The 23751-nt window shown below is 42.4% G+C and carries 25 protein-coding genes and 1 rRNA gene; 25 read left to right on the top strand and 1 reads right to left on the bottom strand.

Annotation, left to right across the window (positions count from 1 at the left end; genetic code table 11):
* From rrf to rsmI, 10 genes are all read left to right on the top strand, one after another.
* Positions 1 to 90 (top strand): 5S ribosomal RNA (gene rrf / locus BLT29_RS12620); the annotation flags it as partial.
* A gap of 332 nt (positions 91 to 422) precedes the next feature.
* Positions 423 to 1862: an aminotransferase class I/II-fold pyridoxal phosphate-dependent enzyme gene (locus BLT29_RS12610; RefSeq protein WP_176763921.1), complete on the top strand. Its 1440-nt coding sequence runs from the start codon at positions 423 to 425 to the stop codon at positions 1860 to 1862.
* Positions 1859 to 2485 carry a dTMP kinase gene (gene tmk / locus BLT29_RS12605; RefSeq protein WP_090776675.1) on the top strand — a complete coding sequence of 209 codons (627 nt, stop codon included), beginning with the start codon at positions 1859 to 1861 and terminating at the stop codon, positions 2483 to 2485. The genes BLT29_RS12610 and tmk overlap by 4 nt, the downstream gene beginning before the upstream one ends.
* A 33-nt stretch (positions 2486 to 2518) precedes the next feature.
* Positions 2519 to 2848 carry a cyclic di-AMP receptor DarA gene (darA, locus tag BLT29_RS12600; RefSeq protein ID WP_090776674.1) on the top strand — a complete coding sequence of 110 codons (330 nt, stop codon included), beginning with the start codon at positions 2519 to 2521 and terminating at the stop codon, positions 2846 to 2848.
* A gap of 15 nt (positions 2849 to 2863) precedes the next feature.
* Positions 2864 to 3856 (top strand): DNA polymerase III subunit delta', encoded by a 993-nt coding sequence (gene holB, locus BLT29_RS12595; protein ID WP_090776673.1) that lies wholly within the window; start codon positions 2864 to 2866, stop codon positions 3854 to 3856.
* Positions 3857 to 3859: 3 nt separating this feature from the next.
* The gene (locus BLT29_RS12590; RefSeq protein ID WP_090776680.1) at positions 3860 to 4687 is read left to right on the top strand and encodes a PSP1 domain-containing protein; all 828 of its coding nucleotides are present in this window, start codon (positions 3860 to 3862) and stop codon (positions 4685 to 4687) included.
* 13 nt (positions 4688 to 4700) lie between these two features.
* Positions 4701 to 5042, top strand: a complete 342-nt coding sequence (gene yabA / locus BLT29_RS12585) for a DNA replication initiation control protein YabA (RefSeq protein WP_090776672.1) — start codon at positions 4701 to 4703, stop codon at positions 5040 to 5042.
* Positions 5043 to 5067: 25 nt separating this feature from the next.
* Positions 5068 to 5817 carry a tRNA1(Val) (adenine(37)-N6)-methyltransferase gene (locus tag BLT29_RS12580; RefSeq protein WP_090776671.1) on the top strand — a complete coding sequence of 250 codons (750 nt, stop codon included), beginning with the start codon at positions 5068 to 5070 and terminating at the stop codon, positions 5815 to 5817.
* Positions 5799 to 6059: a GIY-YIG nuclease family protein gene (locus BLT29_RS12575; protein WP_090776670.1), complete on the top strand. Its 261-nt coding sequence runs from the start codon at positions 5799 to 5801 to the stop codon at positions 6057 to 6059. The genes BLT29_RS12580 and BLT29_RS12575 overlap by 19 nt, the downstream gene beginning before the upstream one ends.
* Positions 6059 to 6925, top strand: coding sequence for a 16S rRNA (cytidine(1402)-2'-O)-methyltransferase (rsmI, locus tag BLT29_RS12570; protein WP_141769903.1), 867 nt, complete (start codon positions 6059 to 6061; stop codon positions 6923 to 6925). Before BLT29_RS12575 ends, rsmI begins: the two co-directional genes overlap by 1 nt.
* A gap of 45 nt (positions 6926 to 6970) precedes the next feature.
* On the opposite strand, the gene abrB is transcribed toward rsmI, so the two are convergent.
* Positions 6971 to 7255 carry a transition state genes transcriptional regulator AbrB gene (gene abrB / locus BLT29_RS12565; protein ID WP_090776668.1) on the bottom strand — a complete coding sequence of 95 codons (285 nt, stop codon included), beginning with the start codon at positions 7253 to 7255 and terminating at the stop codon, positions 6971 to 6973.
* A 193-nt stretch (positions 7256 to 7448) separates the two neighbouring features.
* Here abrB and BLT29_RS12560 point away from each other — a divergent pair, with 193 nt between their 5' ends.
* From BLT29_RS12560 to BLT29_RS12485, 15 genes are all read left to right on the top strand, one after another.
* A complete protein-coding gene (locus tag BLT29_RS12560) occupies positions 7449 to 8393 on the top strand; it encodes a DNA double-strand break repair nuclease NurA (protein WP_090776667.1) in 945 nt (314 codons plus the stop codon).
* A gap of 15 nt (positions 8394 to 8408) precedes the next feature.
* Positions 8409 to 10238, top strand: coding sequence for an ATP-binding protein (locus tag BLT29_RS12555; protein WP_090776666.1), 1830 nt, complete (start codon positions 8409 to 8411; stop codon positions 10236 to 10238).
* A 337-nt stretch (positions 10239 to 10575) separates the two neighbouring features.
* A complete protein-coding gene (gene metG / locus BLT29_RS12550) occupies positions 10576 to 12543 on the top strand; it encodes a methionine--tRNA ligase (protein ID WP_090776665.1) in 1968 nt (655 codons plus the stop codon).
* Between the two features lie 224 nt (positions 12544 to 12767).
* Entirely contained in the window at positions 12768 to 13904 is a 1137-nt protein-coding gene (gene tnpB, locus BLT29_RS12545; protein WP_281241431.1) for an IS200/IS605 family element RNA-guided endonuclease TnpB, read from the top strand.
* 677 nt (positions 13905 to 14581) lie between these two features.
* On the top strand, positions 14582 to 16300 hold the full coding sequence (locus BLT29_RS12535; RefSeq protein ID WP_090776663.1) for a WG repeat-containing protein: 1719 nt from the start codon (positions 14582 to 14584) through the stop codon (positions 16298 to 16300).
* 75 nt (positions 16301 to 16375) lie between these two features.
* Positions 16376 to 17143 carry a TatD family hydrolase gene (locus BLT29_RS12530; RefSeq protein ID WP_090776662.1) on the top strand — a complete coding sequence of 256 codons (768 nt, stop codon included), beginning with the start codon at positions 16376 to 16378 and terminating at the stop codon, positions 17141 to 17143.
* Between the two features lie 213 nt (positions 17144 to 17356).
* Positions 17357 to 18181 (top strand): DUF6973 domain-containing protein, encoded by an 825-nt coding sequence (locus BLT29_RS12525; protein ID WP_090776661.1) that lies wholly within the window; start codon positions 17357 to 17359, stop codon positions 18179 to 18181.
* 23 nt (positions 18182 to 18204) lie between these two features.
* Complete coding sequence (locus tag BLT29_RS12520) at positions 18205 to 18507, top strand: hypothetical protein (RefSeq protein WP_090776660.1); 303 nt, start codon at positions 18205 to 18207, stop codon at positions 18505 to 18507.
* A 118-nt stretch (positions 18508 to 18625) separates the two neighbouring features.
* Positions 18626 to 18940 carry a hypothetical protein gene (locus tag BLT29_RS12515; RefSeq protein ID WP_141769902.1) on the top strand — a complete coding sequence of 105 codons (315 nt, stop codon included), beginning with the start codon at positions 18626 to 18628 and terminating at the stop codon, positions 18938 to 18940.
* 234 nt (positions 18941 to 19174) lie between these two features.
* The gene (locus BLT29_RS13945) at positions 19175 to 20416 is read left to right on the top strand and encodes a resuscitation-promoting factor (RefSeq protein ID WP_281241430.1); all 1242 of its coding nucleotides are present in this window, start codon (positions 19175 to 19177) and stop codon (positions 20414 to 20416) included.
* Between the two features lie 92 nt (positions 20417 to 20508).
* A complete protein-coding gene (gene rnmV / locus BLT29_RS12505) occupies positions 20509 to 21078 on the top strand; it encodes a ribonuclease M5 (protein ID WP_090776658.1) in 570 nt (189 codons plus the stop codon).
* Entirely contained in the window at positions 21071 to 21958 is an 888-nt protein-coding gene (gene rsmA / locus BLT29_RS12500) for a 16S rRNA (adenine(1518)-N(6)/adenine(1519)-N(6))-dimethyltransferase RsmA (RefSeq protein WP_090776657.1), read from the top strand. The genes rnmV and rsmA overlap by 8 nt, the downstream gene beginning before the upstream one ends.
* A 74-nt stretch (positions 21959 to 22032) precedes the next feature.
* Positions 22033 to 22902 (top strand): sporulation peptidase YabG, encoded by an 870-nt coding sequence (yabG, locus tag BLT29_RS12495; protein WP_090776656.1) that lies wholly within the window; start codon positions 22033 to 22035, stop codon positions 22900 to 22902.
* Positions 22903 to 23073: 171 nt separating this feature from the next.
* Positions 23074 to 23337 carry a biofilm formation stimulator Veg gene (gene veg, locus BLT29_RS12490; protein WP_090776655.1) on the top strand — a complete coding sequence of 88 codons (264 nt, stop codon included), beginning with the start codon at positions 23074 to 23076 and terminating at the stop codon, positions 23335 to 23337.
* Between the two features lie 202 nt (positions 23338 to 23539).
* A complete protein-coding gene (locus tag BLT29_RS12485) occupies positions 23540 to 23716 on the top strand; it encodes a small, acid-soluble spore protein, alpha/beta type (RefSeq protein WP_090776654.1) in 177 nt (58 codons plus the stop codon).
* Positions 23717 to 23751 lie beyond the last annotated feature (35 nt).

Below are 23751 nucleotides of genomic sequence, written 5' to 3'. Positions count from 1 at the left end.
ACCCGTTCCCATGCCGAACACGGTCGTTAAGCTCTTTTGCGTCGATAGTAGTTGGGGGCTTCCCCCTGCGAGCGTAGATCGGTGCCGGGTTGATAGTTAGTTTAAAAAGCACATCCAACTGGGTGTGCTTTTTAAACTATAACATTGTCTAAGTGCATAAAATTTTGCTCATACTGCTAAGTGGAGGTGGTATGAAGTGAATCAATGTTTGGGGAAACACAATAATTACTGCGATTTTTGCAAGAAAATAGAAAAAGGATATTATGTAGGCTTCGTATTTCTTTGCGTCACTTGTGAGCAATATTTGTTTAAAGTTGAGCCAGAAGAACAAATGTATATGAACTATGTGATACCATTAAGAAGAGCTTGGGATGACTGCAAACCCAATGTCAACAGAGTATATGTGAGGGAAGATGAGGAAGATGACAGTTATAAGAACACCAATTATTGATGCATTGAAAAAGCATCAACGGCAACATCCACTGTCCTTTCATGTGCCTGGTCATAAAAACGGTGACGTTTCTCCAATCTTTTTAAATGAATTTAAAGAGATTCTTTCTTACGATGTGACAGAACTCGAAGGGCTAGACGATTTACACGATCCGTCTGGACCAATTGCAGAATCACAGCAACTATGTGCTCAATTATATGGTGCACAGGAGACCCATTTCCTTGTTGGTGGGTCAACAAGTGGCAATCTCGCGATGATTTATGGACTGTGTAACGCGGGTGATGTTGTATTGGTACAACGTAATTGCCATCAATCTGTATTAAACGGGCTTCGTCTTGCTCAAGCAAAGGTAGTGTTTTTACAACCAGCCTTTGATCAAGTGACTTCTCATCCAGTAGGTCTATCTACATCAGTACTAAAAAAAGCCATAAGTCAGTATCCAGAGGCGAAAGTTCTTTTGCTTACATATCCAAATTATTGGGGGCAAACTTGTGATCAAACCAATGTCATTCGTTATGCAAAAGAAAAAGGACTACTAGTGCTTTGTGATGAGGCACATGGTCCACATTTCGTCGTAGGCGATGAACGCTGTCCGGAATCTACGTTTGCACTAGGGGCTGACGTTGTGGTGCAATCCGCACATAAAATGTTGCCTGCTTTAACGATGGCGGCATGGATGCATGTTCAGAAGTCAGTCTCGGTGGTACAGCGAACAAAGTTGAAAGCAGCGCTAACGATGTTGCAATCAAGTAGTCCTTCTTATTTATTGCTTGCTTCTTTAGATGGTGCACGCGCATTTTTGGAGTCAGATGGAAAACGTGCTTATTATGAGGCTGTTTGTACAGTTGAAAAAGTGAAGCAACAATTTTTATGCCATGATGGATGTCAAGTCGTGACAAGTATGAAACAAGGCTATCTAAATGACCCATTAAAGGTTACAATAAAAACAAACATATCACAATCTGGTGTAGTGTTAGCACAGGAGTTGGCAAAGGCTGGAATTTGGAGTGAGATGGCAGATCAAGATCATGTGTTGCTCGTGTTTGGTCTCGGTCAAAAGATTGACGAAGAGCTGTTGGGAAAGAGGTTACAACAAGTGATTTGGACCGGAAAAAATAATCAGTCATTTCGTCCATTTATAGCAGGAACAGTCTCGGCTGTGTCCGAATTAATAGATATGAAGAAGTATGTGGGATGCACAGTAAAAGTATCACTAGACTATGCGCAAGGGCGTATTGTCGAACAGCCAGTGACACCTTATCCACCAGGTGTACCATTGCTTTATCCGGGTGAATACGTGACAGCAGCAATGATTAAACAGTTGAAACAGCTCATGAAAGCTGGTGTCCGATTTCAAGGTCATCACCCACAAGATGGTTTGTGGGTGCGAGAAGTGGAGAGTGAGAAATGAAAAAAGGAACGTTCATTACAGTTGAAGGTGGGGAAGGTGCTGGGAAGACAACGGTGTTAATGAGTGTTGAACAACAGTTGAAAGAACGGGGTTACGAAGTTGTATGCACACGCGAACCAGGCGGGGTCTTATTAGCAGAAAGAATTAGAGCGCTTCTTTTGCATACACATGATATAGACATGGATGAGCGCACAGAGGCTTTACTCTATGCAGCGGCAAGACGGGAACACTTAATGAAAAAAATTGTACCAGCGCTTCAACGTGGACAGATTGTTTTATGTGATCGTTTCATTGACTCTAGTCTTGCTTATCAAGGTTATGCAAGAGAAATTGGCGTAGAAGAGGTCCGGGCAATCAATATGTTTGCAGTTGAGTCGTATATGCCTGAACTAACATTGTATTTTTCTCTAGATCCGTCTGTTGGATTGACGCGGATTGAAAAAGATCAAGGGCGTGAACGGAACCGTCTTGACCACGAAAAATTATATTTTCATGAACAGGTGAAAGCTGGTTATGAGACATTAGCTAACAAACATTGTGATCGTATTAAAATGATTGATGCAAGTGAGCCTCTCCCGAAAGTCATTAAGAATGTGATGATTCATATCGATAGTGTTTTATAATGGATCATGTAAATTTAAAAAGGAGGGAAAAAAATGAAACTTATTATGGCAGTCATTCAAGATAAAGATAGTACACGATTATCAGATGCATTGATGAAAGCGAACTTTCGTGCGACAAAACTATCGAGTACAGGCGGATTTTTGAAGTCTGGGAATACAACTTTTCTCATTGGCGTTGATGAGGGTGCTGTTGATGAAGCAATGGCGATCATTAAGGACAATTGTCATAGCCGCGAACAAATTGTTGCCCCCATTTCACCGATGGGTGGCAATGCTGATTCATATGTACCTTATCCAGTAGAAGTACAAGTCGGTGGTGCGACAGTATTTGTTTTACCAGTAGAACAGTTTGAACAATTTTAAGAGCAGGTGACGTATATGCAGCAAACATGGCAGGACTTAGAAATGGCGCAGCCGAGGGTTGTGCCATTTCTCATAGCTAGTCTCAAAAAGGATCGTTTATCACATGCATACTTATTCAACGGACCTGCCGGTAGTGGGAAAAGTGCCATGGCGATATACATGGCAAAGCGTTTTCTTTGCAGGCAAGCAACAGGTGTGGATCCTTGTCAAGTATGTAAAGATTGTATGCGCATTGATCATGGCAATCACCCTGACCTGCATAAAATGACAGTGGATAAACAGACGATTAAGAAAGAGCAAGTAACTGCTTTGCAAAAGGAATTCTCTTATAGGGGAATGGAATCTCAAAAAAAAGTGTATATCATTCATGATGTAGATAAGATGACAGCGAGCGCCATCAATAGCTTACTTAAATTTCTAGAAGAGCCCACGCAAGGGACACTGGCAATATTATTAACTGAAAATCGGGAAGCAGTTTTATCAACCTTGCTTTCTAGGACACAGCAAATCAACTTTTTGGCTCCTTCTCATGAAAATATGGTGGCACAATGGATGAAGGCAGGTGTAGAAGAACGACATGCCCATTTTCTGGCGGCTTTAACTGGTAACACGGCGCTTATAAAAGAGGTGACAGATGGAGACTGGTCTTTTCAAGCAAGGGGTGTAGTGTTACAATTAATGAAAGAAGTGTATTTAAAGCGCGATCATGCTTTTTTGACACTGTCAGACAAGTGGTTACCATTGTTGAAAGAACGATTTCAACAACAGTTAGGGCTTGAGATGATCTTTTTATGGTTAAAAGACTTTTTATATATGAAAATAGGGAAAGAAAAAGGGCTTGTTTATGTGGATCAGCTGCAAGTGTTTGCGCAAATCGCACGATCTACATCAACGCAACAAATTAGTCGAGGAGTAGAACATGTCATGGAGGCAAAAAGGCATCTTAACGCTAATGTGCCAATTCAACTCGTGATGGAAAGGCTATTATTTAAGATACAGGAGGGCTAAGTGTTGCACGAGGTTGTAGGAGTTCGTTTTAAAAAGGCGGGCAGAATATATTATTTCTCTCCCGGCACTTTTCAAGTTGCTGTAAATGACGCTGTTATTGTTGAAACGTCACGTGGCATTGAGTATGGGCATGTTGTGGTTCCACCAAAGTTGGTTCATGATGCTGATGTGGTGTTACCATTGAAAGAAATTATGCGGGTAGCAACAGAAGAAGACAAACAAACGACAGCTGAAAACGAGGTTTTAGCAGAACAAGCTTTTACTGTTTGTCAAAAGAAGATTAAATCACATCAATTAGAAATGCGTCTTGTTGAAGTTGAATATACATTTGATCGCAATAAGGTCTTGTTTTATTTTACTGCAGATGGTCGTATAGATTTTCGGGGTTTAGTAAAGGATTTGGCAGGTATTTTTCGTACGAGAATTGAATTACGTCAAATTGGTGTACGTGATGAGGCGAAAATGTTGGGGGGCATTGGTCCATGTGGGCGTATGCTTTGTTGTTCAACATTTTTAGGGGACTTTGAGCCAGTGTCAATCAAAATGGCGAAAGATCAAAATTTATCTTTAAATCCAGCCAAGATCTCTGGTTTGTGTGGACGATTGATGTGTTGTTTAAAGTATGAAAATGACACCTATGAACAAGCTAAAAGAGAATTACCCGATATTGGACAATGGATTAAAACACCTGATGGAAAAGGAAAAGTGGTTGGTTTAAATTTGCTGGATCGTATGGTACAAGTGCAAGTGACGGAAGAACAACATACACTGGAGTATGCTTTTGATGAGTTAATTAATATAGAGAAAATCACTTCAAAAGTAACGGAATAATGAGGTGAATAACATGGACAAGAAAGCCATATTCACGCGAGTCTCTAGTATGGAGGAGCGAATTAGTGAGCTACATGATGAGTTAAAGGAATTAAAAGAGCAACTGGCCTATTTAATCGAAGAAAATCATGGTTTGCACGTAGAGAATGAGCATTTACGTAAGCGCCTTGAACCAGAAGAGCAAAAGCGTCCTCCGATGCGGAAGGCACCAAGTGAGCAATTGGTAGGAGAAGGACACGAAAATTTGGCTCGTTTGTATCAAGAAGGGTTCCATATTTGTAATACGCATTACGGTAGTATTCGACCAGATGGTGATGATTGTTTGTTTTGTCTATCTTTCCTCCATCAAAAATAGAAGCATAAGATCAAAAGGAGTTCACATGGGAAAGCTTTATGAGGGAGAGCGCAGTGATAAAATTGCTGGGACAACGATGTCGATTATTCAGAGTCCCGATGTGTTCTCCTATGCAATGGATGCAATATTGTTAGGGAGGTTTGTCCGTGTACCGTCCGAGCTAGGTCAAATGCTTGATTTGTGTAGTGGCAACGGTGTCGTTGGACTTGTGTTGTCCACACGAACAAAAGGTCATATTACGTTACTGGAATTACAAGAGCGCTTGCACCATATGGCTGAACGGAATATATTAGTAAATCAATTACAATCACGTATGACAGCACGATGTGGCGATGTCAGAAGTGTGTCTGCATTTGTAAAGAAAAATGGTTATGATGTTGTGACATGTAATCCACCTTATTTTCCGGTTCATCAAGGTGAATATATAAAAGACAACCGTCACAAAGCGTTGGCGCGTCATGAGCTTGCTTGTACGTTGCAAGATGTGATTCAAGCGAGTTGTTTTGCCTTGAAACATGGAGGGAAGCTAGCGCTTGTACATCGACCAGAGAGATTGTTTGAGGTGATGTCGCTCATGCGGGATAACGAGTTAGAGCCAAAGCGGATCCGCTTTTGTCACCCTCATGCCAATCGTGATGCGAACATTGTGTTAGTGGAGGCGGTGAAAGGCGGCAAAGCTGGTCTTCAATGTATGCCACCGCTTGTTGTATATGAAGAAAACGGAAAATACACAAAGGCATTTCAAAAGGAGTATTTATGCAATCTGGACATGTGATGTATGTCCTTGCGTGCTGTGATGGAAGTTGGTACGCAGGTTATACGACTGATTTGACAAAACGCATGACATTGCACGAAGCAGGAAAAGCAGCGAAGTACACACGTGGACGAGGGCCATTTACATTAGTATGGTATGAGGTGTTTGCGACAAAGACAGCCGCGTTACAAGCAGAATATGCCTTTAAGCAGTTGACACGTAAACAAAAAGAACGATATATCGAGGAGAGGAAGGACAAGTGATGAAGGAGCAAAAAAGCTTTCAACAAACAGGTGGAACGCTTTATCTTGTTCCAACACCACTAGGCAATTTAGAAGATATGACATTTCGCGCGGTTCGTCTGCTGCAGGAAGTCGATTTCATTGCTGCAGAAGATACACGGCAGACACGAAAGTTATGCAGTCACTTTGAAATCGCGACACCTCTTGTAAGCTATCATGAACATAATAAGCAACAAGCAGGTGCAGCGCTCTTGCAGCGGATGCATGACGGGCTGCAAGTAGCGCTCGTGAGTGATGCTGGAATGCCGGGCATCTCTGATCCAGGAGAGGATCTTGTGCGGCTATGTTTAGAAGAAGATTTAAAGGTCATTTCTTTACCCGGTGCAAATGCCGCATTAACAGCACTTGTGGCATCTGGATTGCCGTGTGACACATTTTATTTTCACGGTTTTTTAAAGCGGCACAAAAAGATACGTCAACAACAGCTAGAGACACTCTCTCATTTACAACAAACGCTATTATTTTATGAAGCACCACATCGATTAGCTGAAACGCTGCGTGCAATGTATGACGTCTTCGGAGATCGACGTGTTGTTATTGCACGCGAATTAACAAAGAAATTTGAGGAGTATCAACGTGGTACGCTAGCTGAAGCGCTCACTTGGTGTGACGTTGGGACGGTCAAAGGAGAATTTTGTATCGTCGTTGAGGGATATACAGGTGAAGTGAAAGAGGATGAAAGTTGGTGGCAGTCATTGACAGAACGTCAGCACGTCGATCATTATATTATGCTTGGAAAACCTCAAAAAGACGCTTTAAAGCAAGTAGCCAAAGACCGGGCTTTGCCGAAGAGAGAGGTATACCAACGTTACCATAATGACAAATAAAAACCATACACAATTTCCTGTGTATGATTTTTTCTAGCGCTTACATTAGCGTGCAGCGGCAACATATGTTTGTAATTGTTCCATAACGGTTTGTGCCCCTTGAGGGCTAAGTACAATTTTACCATTTGCTAAAGATAAGTTATCATCAGATACTTCACCAGTCACTTGACACGTCATTGTTGCTTTGTATTTCTTTAGGATAATGCGGTCATCCTCAACATAAATCTCTAACGCATCTTTCTCAGCAATATCTAGCGTTCTCCTAAGCTCAATTGGAATGACTACACGCCCTAAATCATCGACTTTACGTACGATTCCGGTTGACTTCATGCTGTTGTTCCTCCTCATAGTGTTAGGTGTAAATGTAGCACATGCGGGCGGCTATTAGATTGACACCCTTTTCATTTAAAATAAGAATAACAATATTTCCAAAACAAGTCAAATATTTTTTGTGTAAAACGCCTATTTTGCAAAAAGAATTTGCGTAGTGGTTTCATATAGTTTGGCAAGGAGATGTGTCGTTATGCAAATCAATCAAATGCTTGTTTCTAAACTGCAGCAAATGAATGACCAATTAGTGGAAAAGTATAAGTATACAGCACGCACGCAGCATGAGATACGGCAAAAATTACGTGCTGCTGATACACATATGCATCAAATGCAAGTGCTTTCACACGTGGCACTAAAAAAAACATTACGCGGGCGTCAAGTTGCAGCTGTAGATGGTTCTGTCAATCAAACACAAGGTGTCGCACCACATGTATTATATGTGTTTCAAGCGCTTGCAAAAACAACAACGGGGGTTGCTTGCACGCGTTCTGATGTTTATGTGCCATTGTTGGAAGAACGAGAGCAATTGCAGCAAAAACGGCGTTCCTATCTTTTGTCTAAGCTTGAGCTTGAAGCGGCGTATACATTGCTCGAGCAAGAAGAAATTGGGTTATTGTTGATGGACGGCGCATTGTATCATTATCGTATTGATGCGCCGGAGGAATGGGCACAACTGGTGACACTTGCGCTGGCACGAGGGACATGGCTCGTTGGTGTTTCCGAAGAGATCACGACCGAAAATTTAATTCGATTGCCTGCTTTTGCTGACGTTGCTAGTGATGCTTATGTATATGATCGTGATTTGTTATTTGGCGTTTTACAACAAAACGAGATGATTTTTATAAAGGATATCCAACATAAAGCTGGACTACAGTCAGCTTGGATGCGTTTAGGATCAACGCCGACGATTACGGGATTTGATATGCTTTCCGAGCAAGCAAAAGATCAACAGGTGGTTGGTGATATTTTATGTACACTTACGCCAAAAGAAGGGCGTGGAATTCCGTTGTGGTTGGATTATATTGATCGTGAAGTACGTGTGACTGATCAATTGATGGAGGGATTAATTGAACAATACATAGACGTCACAGTAAAGCAGAAATTGTTTACAGCTATGCGGCAAAATCGGCCGTATTAGAGAGGAGAGAACTTCATGCAAGTAGTGGGAATTACAACGCAACAGGAAGTACATGTCGCCTCAAAAACGCATAAATTCCGCATGAATGAGATGTTGGTCATTGAAGATAACGTGCTTGCGGAACCTAAAGGGGAAGTCGTTGAGACATTTTCTTATAATCGTTACATTCCAATGGGGTTTGATAAAGGATTTGTCGATCGTGATGTTTTGCAAACGATGGAACAAATTGGTTATGATATTGGACAAGATGATATTCATTTAGCAAAAGTACGTTTGTTTGAAGAAGCCGGGACGCCTATTCAAACAGGCGCAACGGTGCGTCACCCACAGTTTTCAGAGGTCAAGCACTTACTTATTACGACCACACCTGAACAAGGGATGGTGCTTGGTGAAGTGAAATCGACGGACTTCGTATATAAATCAATTCCTTCAGCATTAAATGATCTCGTTATGGTACAAGAACAGGGAGAATTGCGCACACAAAATGGGATTCCGTTCATTTTTGATATTCGGGCGATGCAACAATACCCGCATATTGGTGTGTTCGGAGGATCAGGCTCGGGAAAATCGTTTGGTTTGCGGGTCATGTTAGAGGAGTTAATGAAATTACATATCCCTACGCTTGTGTTTGACCCACATTTTGAAATGAATTTTTCTAAAGAAACAGATGCGGCAAAAGGAAACGCGTATGTGTCGCGATATGAAGTTGTTCAAATCGGTCGTGATGTTGGGGTCGATTTTTCATCTTTATCTACTCGTGATGTCGAGCGTTTACTCGGTGCTGCAGCGCAGTTATCTGAACCGATGGTGAATGTTATCCAAACCATTCATAAACCCAAAGACAGTTATCAGTCATTCAGTGATCGCGTTGCTCATTTAATGGACGCATTAGATATGGGCAAGCAAAAAGTGGAGTCGTTGTTACATGATGGTGGTATGAGTCGCGACGAGGTTGCTCGGTACCAGCTATACAAAAAATTGCTTGATCAGTATGGGGCGTTGCCACCGTCTTCAGTAAAAGGCATTTATTGGCGGGGGAACCGACTCAATCAAGCTGGTTTGTTCCAACATCATATTCGTGCGATTGAACAAGCGATTCATTCAGGTAAATTGGTTGTCATTCAAGGCGCGGTATGGCTACTGCAAGTGTTTTCTAGTTATGTCATCGGTAACCTTTATACACAGCGGCGGGCATATAAAGACGCGAAACTCCAGCAGCAGCAAGCGACTTTCTTTCCTCCGTTTGTCGTTGTGACCGATGAGGCGCATAATTTTGCACCAAAAGGGTATGATGCTCCGGCAAAAGGGATGTTAAAAGAAATCGCGCAAGAAGGAAGGAAATACGGGACGTTTTTAATTTTTGCGACGCAGCGCCCGACCCTGTTAGATGAGACGATTACAGCACAGCTCAATTCAAAATTCATTTTCCGAACCGTGCGTGGAACAGATATTCAAACAATTAAAGAAGAAACAGATTTAACCGCGGAAGAAGGCAAACGTCTCCCATATTTACGGTCTGGTGATGTGTTTGTTTCTTCCGCTATTATCGGACGGACAGTGGCTGTGCGAATACGGATGGCTCATTCCACAAGCCCGCATACGCTAAATCCGTTTGACGAGTTGGCACAAATGCATGAGAAAGGCAATGAAGACGTTGTGCGTGCGTTGGCGGACTTTTTGCCTCTTGCAGATATGCACGTCATGCAAAAGCTTGGGCAATTAAATGAACAAGCAAATAAGTCTTGGGATGTGTCGGAGTGGAAAAAGGAACTGGATCGTCTCTGTACGGAAGGACAGTTAAAAAAAGAAGTGACCCCATTTGCAACACTGTATGATCGTCCTTGACAGAGAACGTATGATTTGGTATATTTTTGCTCATAATGCTAGTGAATAATGATTGATTCATTGAATGGATGAGTACAGAGAGAGTATCTGTTTTAGAGAGCTGGGATCGGTGAAAGCCAGCCAGGTACGCTCTGGAATATGGTCCGGGAGAATCCAACCTTCGAGCGATTTTTAGTTAGGGGGTTGCGCGTGCCGACGTTATCGGCTGGAAGCCTTGGTTTTATGATAAGATAAAAACAAGGGAATGTTGGGTGGTACCACGTGAGCAAACCTCTCGTCCCGATTGCGGATGAAGGGGTTTTTTATATGAGTAGTTAGAAGGAAGGAGATTGATAAGATGGAGAAAGGGAATTTTTATATTACAACGCCGATTTATTACCCGAGCGGCAAATTACATATCGGTCATACGTACACGACGGTTGCAGGAGATGCGATGGCGCGTTATAAACGATTGCGTGGGTACAACGTCCATTATTTGACAGGGACAGATGAGCACGGGCAAAAGATTGAGCAAAAAGCAGCAGAACAAGGGGTGACACCGCTCGCTTATACGGATAAGATGGTGGCTGAGATTAAGGAGTTGTGGAAAAAGCTAGATGTGTCTTATGATGACTTTATTCGGACAACAGAAGCGCGGCATAAAAAAGTTGTCGCTAAGATTTTTGAACGTTTACTTGCACAAGGGGATATTTATTTAGGTGAATATGAAGGTTGGTATTGTGTCTCTGATGAAACGTTTTATAAAGATCATGAACTTGTTGATCCAGTAAAAGATAAAGATGGTCATGTCATTGGCGGGAAAAGTCCAGACTCTGGTCATCCCGTTGAAAAGGTGCGTGAGCAATCGTATTTCTTCCGGATGAGTAAGTATGCCGACCGGTTACTAAAGTTTTATGAGGACAACCCCGATTTCATCCAACCAGTATCGCGTAAAAACGAAATGATTAATAACTTTATTAAACCAGGCTTACAAGATTTAGCCGTGTCACGAACATCCTTCACGTGGGGTGTACAAGTACCAAGTGATCCAAAACATGTTGTGTATGTATGGATTGATGCGTTAAGTAACTATATTACCTCACTTGGTTATGGTTCAGAAGATGAGGCGCTATTTAAACAATACTGGCCAGCCGATGTCCATCTCGCTGGTAAGGATATTATTCGCTTCCACACGATTTATTGGCCGATCATGTTAATGGCACTTGACTTGCCATTGCCGAAAAAAGTGTTTGGCCATGGCTGGTTTGTTACAAAAGACGGGAAGATGTCTAAGTCAAAAGGGAATGTCATTGACCCGGTGCCACTTATTGATCGCTACGGTCTTGATGCAGTGCGCTATTATTTGCTACGCGAAGTACCATTTGGTTCGGACGGCGTATTCACACCAGAAGCGTTTATTGAGCGTGTCAATTATGATTTAGCCAACGATCTTGGTAATTTGCTCAATCGAACAGTAGCGATGATTGGGAAATATTTTGACGGAGAAATTCCTGCGTATGTGCCTGATGCAACAGCATTCGATGCCTCATTACGGAAAGAAGCGGTGGAAACGGTGAAAAAAGTAGAAGACGCGATGGAAGAAATGGCGTTTTCGGTGGCACTTTCGGCTATTTTCCAATTTGTGAGCCGCACAAATAAGTATATTGATGAAACGACTCCGTGGGTGTTGGCAAAAGACGAAGCACGCGAAGCCGAGCTTGGCTCAGTGATGTATCATTTGGCAGAGTCGCTGCGGATTGTTGCGGTATTGTTGAAACCGTTTATGACGACCGCACCAGTAAAAATTTGTGCGCAGCTCGGGTTGGATTCGGCGGCACAAACGTGGGATACACTTTCATCGTTTGGGCGGATCTCAGCAGGTACACATGTACAAAAAGGGGAGCCGATCTTTCCGCGTCTTGAGATTGAGGAAGAAGTGGCCCATATTGTGACGTTAATGGGTGGAAAAGCGGACGCTGAGCCAGAGGAAATCGTAGATGAAAACGAGATTGCAATTGAGGATTTTACGAAAGTCGAGCTTCGTGTTGCGGAAGTGATCGCCGCCGAACCAGTAAAAGATGCGGATCGGTTATTAAAAATACAGCTGGACCTTGGGAGCGAAAAACGTCAAGTCGTTTCAGGAATTGCCAAGCACTATACGCCTGAGGCACTGATTGGGAAGAAAGTCATTTGCGTAACAAACTTAAAGCCAGTGAAGTTACGTGGTGAGTTATCGCAAGGAATGATTTTAGCCGGATCAAAAGGAAAGAAGTTACAGCTGGCAACAATTGATGGAGATTTGCCGAATGGGGCGCAGGTGAAATAATGTAAGAGAGAAATGCTGCCTAAAAGATCCTGTAGGGGATTTTCTAGGCAGTTTTTATCATTCCCCAACAGAAGACCCCCACTTCAAGCCTGAAAGGGTAAGTGGGAGATGAATGTCGGTCAGGTGTTAGCCTGAAAGTCATGTTCGTTTCTGGTTGCGAACTCTCGTTCTGTGTTGTATCATCATAAGTAAAAGATGATTTGAGACAGGAATGAGGTGAGAGGGTGAAGCTCGTGCGTAAAGCCTATAAGTTTCGAATGTACCCCAACCAGAAGCAAAAAGTCTTCATCGCCAAAACCATCGGATGTAGTCGCTTTGTGTTCAACCATTTTTTAGGCCAATGGAACGACACATACAAACAAACAGGCAAAGGATTGACTTACAATTCTTGTTCTGCTGAATTACCGAAGTTGAAGAAGGAATTCGTATGGCTAAAAGAAGTGGACAGCATTGCCTTGCAATCTACTTTGAAAAACCTTGCTGATTCGTTCACCCGATTCTTCAAAAAACAAACGAGTGCACCGCGCTTCAAGTGTAAAAAGAATCGGGTCCAATCGTACACAACAAAGGAAACAAACGAGAATATTGCGATTGTCGGCAACAAAATCAAGTTGCCTAAACTGGGTCTCGTCCGCTTTGCGAAAAGCCGCGAAGTCAAAGGTCGTATCTTAAATGCCACGGTGCGAAGAAACCCCAGTGGCAAGTATTTTGTATCCGTTCTCGCAGAAGTAGAAGTAAAGCCCTTAGAAAAAACAGGCGCTTCTGTTGGTGTTGACTTAGGGATCACCGATTTTGCGATTCTTTCTGACGGGCGCAAGGTTGACAACAACAAGTTCACCGCAGAAATGGAACAGAGATTGAAGCGTGAACAACGGAAGCTGTCACGGCGTGCCTTAAACGCCAAAAAGAACGGTGTCGATCTGTTTGAAGCAAAGAATTATCAGAAACAAAAACGTAAAGTTGCAAGATTACACGAACGCGTAGCAAACCAACGCGACGACTTTCTAAATAAGCTGAGTACAGCTATCATCAAAAACCACGATTGTGTCTGTATCGAAGACTTAAATGCGAAAGGCATGTTGCGTAACCATAAATTAGCAAAAAGCATTTCTGACGTGTCGTGGTCTAGCTTTGTGACAAAATTAACATACAAAGCGAAATGGTACGGCAGAGCAGTCATCAAAGTAGGCAGGTGGTATCCATCTAGTCAAACCTGTTCTACTTGCGGTCATAAAGGCGGTAAGAAGTCACTCGACGTTCGGATGTGGATTTGCCAGATGTGTCACACGCACCATGATCGCGATATCAATGCAAGCGTAAACATTCTAACAGAAGGACTGCGCTTACAGGCTTTAGCCTAATCAATAAAATATGAGAACCGTAGGGACTACGGGGATAGCTTGGTAAATAAGAGAAACCGCTGTTAGTAAAGACATACGCTAACAAGTACGCTCTGTTCCCAAGAATCTCCTTCTTCAAGCGGCTGGTAAGGCGGTAAGGAGGGGTAGTTCAATTGGTTTACCCTTTAGGTCCTTTGAAGAGGAGTATGATGGGGTTGAGGCAGGATAGAATGACTCCGGATATGAGTAAAATGATCGCTGTGTTTGAAGGACTTGAATGGACTTCATCCACAATCCAACCCGTAGCGAAAGCCAAAATGCCTAATAACATAAAGCAAAAGGCTGAACTGAGCAATATATGGCAAGCATGTGTTTTGCTATAAGGTAATAATAAGGTAGTGACTAAAAGGATGAGCAAATATATATTTGTAACTAAGTAAGCAGGTTCAAATAATGTAAATGGATTCAATGAATTGTTCACTTCCTTTAAATGGAGATGCATAGACTTATCCCAAACTTCGAATGCGGTTTCATTTTATCATCAGCTTTGAGATAAGATCAAGTAAGTTACCACTTACTCCAAACATAGGGATTGATCGTTTAAAGCACCTAAAATTAAAGTTCTTTGTCTCTGGTGTGTCCTCATATACTGAGTGTATAGTCGATGTCGATGATGTCATAGTAGGGAGCGGTGTGTAATGAGAAGATGGCGTGAACATTTATATCCGATTGCTGTAAAGACGGTTCACGGTAACAAGTGGGGTTACATTGACGGAAGTGGTCGGGTGCGGATTTCACCAATTTATGATCAAGCAGACTTGTTTCAAACGAATGGGCTTGCGGTCGTAACAGTTGGAGAAAAGCAAGGTGTGATTAATCATCTCGGTCATTACGTTGTGCAACCAATGTATACATGGATCAATCCTTTTTCAGAAGGGCGCGCAGTGGCGCAACAAGAAGATGGTACGAACGTTGTCATAGACGAGAGTGGAAAAGTACGGACAACAACACCTTATCATTATATTGGTCCTTTTAAAGATGGGCGCGCTGTCTTTCAGCCACTGGAAGGTGCCCATTATGGCTACTTAGATCGTGAAGGGAAAGAAGCATTGCCCCCGCTCTATATAAATGCAAATGATTTTGAAAATGATCGTGCAACAGTACAGAAAGATGAACAAACATGGGCGTTAATCAATACACATGGTTATGCACTACAAACATACCATCATCCGTACGTAGGGGTTTTGAGCGAGGGTTTAATGTCGTTTCAAAAAGAAGCAGATGGAAAAGCTGGTTATTTAAATGAAAAAGGTGATATTGTCATTGCACCATCATATGATGTCGCATTGCCTTTTTCAGAAGACCGCGCCATTGTAGGGTTGACAAAAGATTACGATACCCATTATGGTTTAATTGATCGTGAGGGAAAGGTGTTGATTGCCCCACATTATAACGAGGTACGTGACCTCAAAGAAGCGCGCTACGGATTAGGTGAACCAATTGATCCGACACAAACGTTCCTAGGAACTCATTATGCACTAGCAACGAAGGATGGTGAGTTGCTAAGTGACTTTGTCTATACAGACATAGAACCTTTTCATGATGGTGTGGCAAGTGTGGTACAAGCGGACGAGACATTTTTAATTGATTTGTCCGGTCAGAAGGCATCACCCGCTTTTCAGGGCGCGGGTGTGATGACAAAGGTGAATGGCTTATGGCAAGTGTTTATAAATAATCGCATTCGCTATTATGACGAAGGCGGTCAACTTGTTTGGGAGCCAGAGACGACCATTCAACTAAGGCAATTGTATCAAGTAAAAGAGCAGTTGTACCGACCTGACCAAAATTATATTGTTTATTATCCAGAAATTGAAGGGATGACGGATGCTGCACAACAACGCCGTTTAAATGAACAATTAAAAACGTGGTCACAGGTGAAAACCATACCAGCAGAGCAATTAAAAGAAGCAGCTTATACAGGTGACTTTGAAGTGCAGTTTTTTAAGAAGCATTTGCTTGTACTCGAACTAAGTGGTTACAATTATCCATTTGGTGCAGCGCACGGCATGCCAACAAAAATGTATGTGAATATTGATTTACGTGATGGGCATGTGTATCAGCTTGCTGATTTATTTCAACCAGGAACTGATTACGTGTCGATCTTGAATCAGCACATTGCCGCTCAAATTGCGCATGATCCTGCACATGCCGATGTATTCCCCGATGCTTTCCAAACAATTGCACCGGATCAATCCTTTTATGTTGACGATGAGGCACTATACATCGTTTTTGATGTATATGAGATTGCACCTTATGTTGCTGGTTTTCCAACATTTAAAATTCCGTTTAGTGAGCTTGCAGGGATGATCAATGAGCAAGGTTCTTTTTGGACGTCGTTTCATGCAACTCGTGCGTGAGGCGGCTTCTTTTTTACTTGCATTGCCATCTTTTTTCACCTAAAATGCAAACAAGTAGAGACGAGGTGAAAGAGGATGTTATTTGATACGCATGTCCATCTGAATGCCGATCAATTTGAGGATGACGTGGCAGAAACGATTGCACGCGCACAGGCGGCTGGTGTGAAAGAGATGGTTGTCGTTGGTTTTGATGAGAAGACGATTACAAAAGCGCTCGCATTATGTGAACGATATGATGATTTGTATGCCGCGGTCGGTTGGCATCCGGTTGATGCAATTGATATGACGATGGCGCACGTAGACTGGTTAAGAGAGTTGGCTTCACATCCGAAAGTCGTTGCACTCGGAGAAATGGGGCTTGACTACCATTGGGACAAGTCTCCAAAAGAAGTGCAAAAAGACGTCTTTCGCAAACAAATTGGGCTTGCGAAAGAAGTAAAGTTGCCGATTGTGATTCATAATCGTGATGCTGATCAAGATGTCGTAGAAATTTTGGCATCAGAAGGTGCGGCAGAAGTTGGTGGGATTATGCATTGCTTCGGTGGCAGTGTTGAAACGGCACAGCGCTGTATCGAGATGAATTTTCACATTTCTCTTGGCGGCCCGGTCACGTTTAAAAACGCGAAGCGACCAAAAGAAGTGGCGTGTGCTGTGCCGCTTGAACGTTTACTCATTGAAACGGACTGTCCGTATTTAGCGCCGCATCCGTACCGTGGTAAGCGGAATGAGCCGGCATATGTGCAGCGGGTTGCTGAAGAAATTGCGACGTTGCGTGGGATGGCGTACGAGGCGCTGTGTGAGGCGACGCGGGAGAATGCGCGGGCTTTGTTTAGACTTAGGTGATCCTCTTTTTGGGGATCACTGCTCATGGCAGTAGGAATATTTTATGAATGATACGTGCTATATAGTTAGTAAATTTTAGTTATCTTATTAATGATAGATAATTAATTTTAGAACATTGAATATAGTGGTTGATTCACCTTTTTGAAAGCGTGTACAATTTAAGAATATCAGGTTGATAAAAATTCATTTAAAAATTCAGATGAGAAGCGAAGAATGATAAAAAGGTTTATTTCTTTATTAACGGTGGTTATGCTATTCATGACGACAATGAATATGCAAGGTGTGTCTGCTGAAGAGACAAATAAAGGGGATACAGCTGAATTTTATTTGGAGATGCGTGACAAGGTCCAATTATATTTTGAAGAGCTAGAATCAGGAAAGATCACTGAAGATGAGTTTGTTGAAAAGGTAGAAACCAATATTGGTGTCCACTTAGAAACGGAAGAAGATCTTGCCGAATTGATTGAAAGTGAATCAAAGGCAATAGAGGCAGAATCGCAGATGATAGAGGCACAATCGAAGAATGATTTTTACTTTGACAAATTTGGGGTGAAAGCACAAGAAGTTTATTTGATTAAGTTGTATCCAGTTGCGGCAATCCAAGCAAAAAACCTTGCAGATAAGGCTACTAAGAGTGCGAAGGATAGATATCGAAAGTATACATTGCATCAAGGGAACGGCGATGCATATCGGCATGCATACTGGTCGGCATTAATGACAAAACACATTGGTAGAAACCTTGCATGGCGGTTCGGATATGCACATGAAGGACATGACACAGGAACGTATCATAGCATCAGTAGTCTTGACGATAAGATGGATCTTAGGAATAACCACCTTGGGCGCATTGACGGGACGAACTGGAAGAAACACTCTGACAAAACGATAGGCAACAAAATTGCTGATAGCATTTCAAAGGGGAAAAAAGTTCGTATTCGAACTTGGACGTCGAAAAAAACTAATGACAAGAAAGATGGTGTCCCTACAAACTACGTAGGAAAGTTTGTGCCAACGTCAAAGGGTGGTCGGCATCATTAATTGATGATATGGAGGGCTAAAAAATGAAGAAATTGATTGCTTCATATGTCATGTTGCTAGGTGGTATCGTTTATCTTCTTTATCAGTTTACGCGAAGTGAGTTGTACTTGCCGCATATGTCCGTACATGGAGACAACCCTATATCATTTCATTGGCGTTACGTTGGTATAGATACAGGGTTTTCTAGAGATGGCTCAACATGTGAGTCTATGAGTGAGTCGATTCATTACTTCCCTCTCTCTCCGTTTTACTTGATGGTATTCATTTCGTTAGTCCTCTTTATTATGTTTTTAGTGAAACGGAGAAAGGATCGTTCTCTAAAATAAATGCGACATACCTCCCCTCCAAGATAGACAGGTGACCTGTTTACTGGAGGGGAGTTTTACAATGGTGTGAAAAGAAACAGTAGCAAGTATGAAAAATTCAGGGTTTGGAGAGATGAAAATGAAGAAACCGATGGTGATTGCTTCATATGTGATATTGCTCGGGAGCATCGTATATTTAATGTTCGAGTTGACGCGGAGTCCGTTGTACTTACCTGATATTTATGCAGAGCCTGAAAACCCTGTCTCGTTTCAAGGATCGAGCATCGATATAGATACACATGTATTTCAAAGTGAAAATGAAGAGACCGGTGTACTTGAAAGCGAGAGTGAGTCTATCTATAGCTTTTCCCTGGATTTATTTTACTTATTGATCATCCTTTCAATGGCGTTATTTGGGTTGTCTTTCGTGAAGAAGAGAAAAGATCGTTCCTGAAATGAATGTGGGGAGCGCTCTTAAGATAAACGTGATGTCTGTCATGAAAAAAGAAAAAAATCGTTCTTTAAAACAATGAACTGTACCCATTCTTTCCCATTGCAATCCTACCTCACTCCTCACGTTTTGATCACACCAGCGTTGCAAAGGTTACTTCTATATTACGGTTGTGTAACTTGTATTGACAGTTCGCTTGGTGCACCTCTATAATTCTGGGCGTAGGGAGGGATCCGTATGAGTGAACAGGACAAGCAAGAAGGTCACATGGATCATCAACGATTGATTGGACGCAAGAGCGTGCTGATTTCCAGTATATTTGTTATTTTAATCGCGTCTTTTCTTGGATATTATGAGTTAACAAAAGTTGCAGTGGCAATTGATAATAATGGTGAACAAGTGACAGTACGGACACATGCCGCGACAGTCGGGGAGTTATTAGCAACGCTCAATATTGATGTCGGTGCGCATGACGAAGTGACACCAGCGCTTGATACAAAGCTGGCTGCAAATATGGATGTACAGTATGCGAAAGCAGAGAAAGTCATCTTGACAATCAATGATGACGAAAAAGAAGTTTACACAACAGCAGCGACAGTCGGCGAGTTATTAAAAAAGCAGTCTTATGAGACACGTGCTGAAGATGTGATTGAACCGGCAGCAGAGACAGTGATAGAGGCAGGAATGCATGTGTCTTATCGTCCTGCAGTAGCTGTAACGCTGACTTATGATGGGGAAGATCACGAACGCTTTACGGCAGCGGCAACAGTTGAAGATTTCCTAAAGGAAACGGAAGTTGCAGTTGGTGACGATGATCGAGTTGAGCCAAGTCTTGATGCAAACGTTGAGGAAGGACTTAAAGTCCAGCTTATCCGTGTTGAGAAAATCACCGACGTTGTCGAAGAGTCAGTTGCGTTTGAAACAGTTGAAAAAGAAGACAACGGTTTAGAAAAAGGGCAAGAGAAAGTCATTGAGGACGGTAAGGAAGGGCGCGAGGAACTGACGTACACAGTGACCCTTGAGGATGGCAAAGAGGTTAAACGCGAACTGAAAGAAACAAAAACGTTGCAAAAAAGCAAAGATCGCGTTGTTGCGGTCGGCACAAAGCAACAATTGTCAAATACACAAACAGCGAAGAGTGAGACGCCTGTACCTGTAAAGACAACTGCCACGTCAGCTTCATCTGGGGGCAAGACGTTTATGATGGAAGCAACAGCTTATACGGCATCATGCAATGGCTGTAGCGGTGTGACAGCAACAGGCATTAACTTAGCAGATAATCCTTCAATGAAAGTAATTGCAGTTGATCCAAGCGTCATTCCTTTAGGCACAAGGGTGCATGTTGAAGGATACGGTGAAGCAATTGCTGGTGACACAGGCGGTTCCATTCAAGGAAATAAAATTGATGTACACGTAGCAACAAAAGAAGAAGCACGGCGTTTTGGCCGAAAGACAGTGAAAGTCACAATACTGGATTAACGTGTTGAAGTAAGTACTTTTAAGTACTTACTTTTTTTTTTACTTGAAACAGGCTACAATAAAGCAAGATGAGTAAATAGGGGTTTATAAAAATGCATATTAAAGAAGTCATTGTTGTAGAAGGAAGATCAGATACTGTAGCCATAAAGCGAGCAGTGCAAGCCGATACAATTGAGACAGGTGGAACGGGGCTCGGAGAAATGGTGCTAAAACAAATTGAGCTTGCACATAAACGGCGCGGTGTCATTATTTTAACCGATCCGGATTACCCTGGGACACAAATACGGCGAATTGTGAGCGAGAGTGTACCTGGATGTAAACACGCTTTTATTGCAAAAGAAGATGCAATCAAACCTGGACGTAACGTTGGCGTGGAGTACGCTTCTCCAGAAGTCATTCGATCCGCTCTCAACCAAGTACGAAAAGAAGAGCAAATGATAGAGGTGGAAGCTGAGGTGACGTTGGCCGATTTGGTGTCTGCTGGACTTGTGTCAGGTGAGCGAGCGAAATGGCGGCGTGAAAAGCTTGGTCAGTTTCTTTCTATCGGTTATGCGAACGGGAAGCAACTATTGAAACGACTGCACCTGTTTCGGATTTCAAGAAAAGAGTTTTTGCATGCAGTGCAAGCGGTGCAGTTACAGGAGGAAAAACACGTTGAATAAAGAGATTGCAACGCCTACGCGAACGAAGGATGTTTTAAAGAAACATGGTTTTCATTTTAAGAAAAGTTTAGGACAAAATTTTTTAATCGATCCAAATATTTTACATGCAATTGTAGCTGCAAGTGGTTGTACACCTGAGGATGGTGTGATTGAAATTGGACCAGGTATTGGTGCACTAACAGAACAACTTGCGAAACAAGCAAAGAAAGTGGTTGCTTATGAAATCGATGACCGCCTCATTCCTGTTTTATCAGATACGCTAGCGCCATATCAAAACGTCGATGTGATTCATGAAGATGTGCTGAAGGCAGACATCGAGGCACTGATTGCCACGCATTTTGGTGATGTGCAGCACATTCATGTTGTCGCGAATTTACCTTACTATGTGACGACAGCAATTTTAATGAAATTGTTACAAGATACATTGCCATTGAAGAGCATCACAGTCATGATTCAAGCAGAGGTCGCAGATCGGATCGCGGCGGTTCCTGGCACAAAAGCGTACGGTTCATTATCGATTGCCGCGCAGTATTATGCAGAGGCACGCACCGTACTTACAGTGCCCCCGACAGTGTTCATCCCCCAACCACGGGTAGGTTCAGCTGTATTGAAACTGGATATTAGGGAAACGCCAGCAGTCACAGTGGAAGATGAAAACTGGTTTTTTCGTGTATGTCGTGCATGCTTCGCCAACAGGAGGAAGACCATTTTGAATAACTTGACGCAAAACCTTGTAACAAAAGGACAAAAAGATGTTGCGCTACGTGGTTTAGAGATGGCTGACATCGACCCAAAGCGACGTGGTGAGACGTTGTCTTTACAAGAATTTGCTTGTCTTAGTGAATCGCTCTGTACGTGTTTAAACGAAACGGGAATGTAATGTTTTCAAATCGTGAAAAAAGACACACATCATCCTTAATATAGTCATAGGCTATGAGCAGAGGAGGAAGGATGATGACAATTCAGGTCGGTGATGTAGTAGGACGTCTCTCTTACCAGTGTGATATATTATTCCGCATCATCGCAATGAACGATAAGGAAGCAACGTTAGCTGGTGAAGATATACGATTACTTGCTGATGCGCCCCTGACGGATTTGAAAGTCCTGTCAACACAAGAGCGCCAAATAGAAAAGCAACGTACGAAAAAGATGGAGGATACTTCCTATCGTTTATTCAGACAAGACGCGAAATTAATGCAGCGGCGGCAAGAATATCAGGCAACTGCTGGTTATGAAGATGACCCTGACTTTTTTGAACTGAGAGGACGTGTATTGCATATTGATGGCGATGCCAATTATTTAGATCGCTGCACTGTTTTATATGAAAGGCTTGGTGTACCGGTATATGGCGTACATTTGGATGAAAAGAAAATGCCCACACAGATTGCCTCACTCCTAGAGATGGTTCAGCCCGATATTTTAGTTGTCACCGGACATGATGCTTACTTAAAAAATCGAGGATCACGGGAGGATTTAAAAGCGTATCGTCATACGCGCTATTTTGTGGAATGTGTACGTATTGCGCGCGGTTTGACAAGGGGTTATGATGACTTGATGATTTTTGCTGGCGCATGCCAGTCACATTTTGAAGCTTTAATTAAAGCGGGAGCAAATTTTGCCAGTTCTCCTGACCGAGTTAATATTCATGCGTTAGACCCAGTGTATATCGTCTCTCGTCTTAGTCGCATGTCTTTTACAGAAGTCACGAATTTGTGGGAGGTTGTTCGTAACACCATTACGGGTCAAAAAGGTTTAGGTGGCATTGAAACACGGGGTGCCATGCGATTGGGTATCCCCCTTAAAGAGGAAACGTCTCGAAAGTAAGAGGCGTTTTTTATAATGAATACATAAAAAGATGAAAATGGTCTACACTATACAACAATGTGATAAAAAAACAGTTGTTGACAAAGCTACAGCATGCTTGTTATAATCTTTTGTTTTACTTTTTTATGTAAGTGCTGTATAATATGAAGAAGGAGTGAGGTGGTTGTAGGGATGGCAAAGACTTTACTTGATATTAAACGAGCGCTAGATGAAAATGTGGGCAAGAAAATTACTGTGAAAGCAAATGGCGGACGGCGACGAACAACTGAACGATCAGGAATGATTGAAGAAACGCATCCGTCGGTTTTTGTCATTAAACTCGACCAAGAACAAAACGCTTTTGGGCGGGTTTCTTATAGCTATGCTGATGTATTGACAGAGACGGTGGAGCTTTTATTAACTGGCGAGAATGGAAAACAAGCGACATTAATTTAGCGTCTGTCATGTGTATGTATAAGACAAGTTCTTTTACCGCTTTTGCATGATGTTTGGACTTTCTTTCCAGTAAAAAGAAAGTCTTTTTTTTGTTTAAGGAGATAAACTAAGCATGCTGCGTGATGCAGCGCAAAGCCAAATTCGACATGCGGTCATCATATGCATTGGCATGCAGACCGACATTGAAAGGAGCGGGTGAACGATGAGCAGAAGACGTGGTATGATGTCAGAAAGCTTTAAGGAAGAACTTGCAAAAGAGCTTGGCTTTTACGATACGGTGAAGAAAGAAGGTTGGGGTGGCATCCGTGCGCGTGACGCTGGGAATATGGTGAAGCGCGCGATAGAGATTGCAGAAAACAAGCTGACTGGTCACCGTTAGTAAGAAAACCCTGATGGACCGTTTCGTACGTGCCG

This window comes from Shouchella lonarensis, from assembly GCF_900096965.1.
Classification (GTDB): Bacteria; Bacillota; Bacilli; order Bacillales; family Bacillaceae_D; genus Shouchella; species Shouchella lonarensis.
Note: the sequence above shows the minus strand (reverse complement) of the source record. Positions and strands in the feature narration are given on the sequence as shown.

Coding starts and splice junctions, on each gene's coding strand:
- BLT29_RS12610 (WP_176763921.1), top strand. CDS start 423: ATGACAGTTATAAGAACACCAATTATTGATGCATTGAAAAAGCATCAA.
- tmk (WP_090776675.1), top strand. CDS start 1,859: ATGAAAAAAGGAACGTTCATTACAGTTGAAGGTGGGGAAGGTGCTGGG.
- darA (WP_090776674.1), top strand. CDS start 2,519: ATGAAACTTATTATGGCAGTCATTCAAGATAAAGATAGTACACGATTA.
- holB (WP_090776673.1), top strand. CDS start 2,864: ATGCAGCAAACATGGCAGGACTTAGAAATGGCGCAGCCGAGGGTTGTG.
- yabA (WP_090776672.1), top strand. CDS start 4,701: ATGGACAAGAAAGCCATATTCACGCGAGTCTCTAGTATGGAGGAGCGA.
- BLT29_RS12580 (WP_090776671.1), top strand. CDS start 5,068: ATGGGAAAGCTTTATGAGGGAGAGCGCAGTGATAAAATTGCTGGGACA.
- BLT29_RS12575 (WP_090776670.1), top strand. CDS start 5,799: ATGCAATCTGGACATGTGATGTATGTCCTTGCGTGCTGTGATGGAAGT.
- rsmI (WP_141769903.1), top strand. CDS start 6,059: ATGAAGGAGCAAAAAAGCTTTCAACAAACAGGTGGAACGCTTTATCTT.
- abrB (WP_090776668.1), bottom strand. CDS start 7,255: ATGAAGTCAACCGGAATCGTACGTAAAGTCGATGATTTAGGGCGTGTA.
- BLT29_RS12560 (WP_090776667.1), top strand. CDS start 7,449: ATGCAAATCAATCAAATGCTTGTTTCTAAACTGCAGCAAATGAATGAC.
- BLT29_RS12555 (WP_090776666.1), top strand. CDS start 8,409: ATGCAAGTAGTGGGAATTACAACGCAACAGGAAGTACATGTCGCCTCA.
- metG (WP_090776665.1), top strand. CDS start 10,576: ATGGAGAAAGGGAATTTTTATATTACAACGCCGATTTATTACCCGAGC.
- BLT29_RS12535 (WP_090776663.1), top strand. CDS start 14,582: ATGAGAAGATGGCGTGAACATTTATATCCGATTGCTGTAAAGACGGTT.
- BLT29_RS12530 (WP_090776662.1), top strand. CDS start 16,376: ATGTTATTTGATACGCATGTCCATCTGAATGCCGATCAATTTGAGGAT.
- BLT29_RS12525 (WP_090776661.1), top strand. CDS start 17,357: ATGATAAAAAGGTTTATTTCTTTATTAACGGTGGTTATGCTATTCATG.
- BLT29_RS12520 (WP_090776660.1), top strand. CDS start 18,205: ATGAAGAAATTGATTGCTTCATATGTCATGTTGCTAGGTGGTATCGTT.
- BLT29_RS12515 (WP_141769902.1), top strand. CDS start 18,626: ATGAAGAAACCGATGGTGATTGCTTCATATGTGATATTGCTCGGGAGC.
- BLT29_RS13945 (WP_281241430.1), top strand. CDS start 19,175: ATGAGTGAACAGGACAAGCAAGAAGGTCACATGGATCATCAACGATTG.
- rnmV (WP_090776658.1), top strand. CDS start 20,509: ATGCATATTAAAGAAGTCATTGTTGTAGAAGGAAGATCAGATACTGTA.
- yabG (WP_090776656.1), top strand. CDS start 22,033: ATGACAATTCAGGTCGGTGATGTAGTAGGACGTCTCTCTTACCAGTGT.
- veg (WP_090776655.1), top strand. CDS start 23,074: ATGGCAAAGACTTTACTTGATATTAAACGAGCGCTAGATGAAAATGTG.
- BLT29_RS12485 (WP_090776654.1), top strand. CDS start 23,540: ATGAGCAGAAGACGTGGTATGATGTCAGAAAGCTTTAAGGAAGAACTT.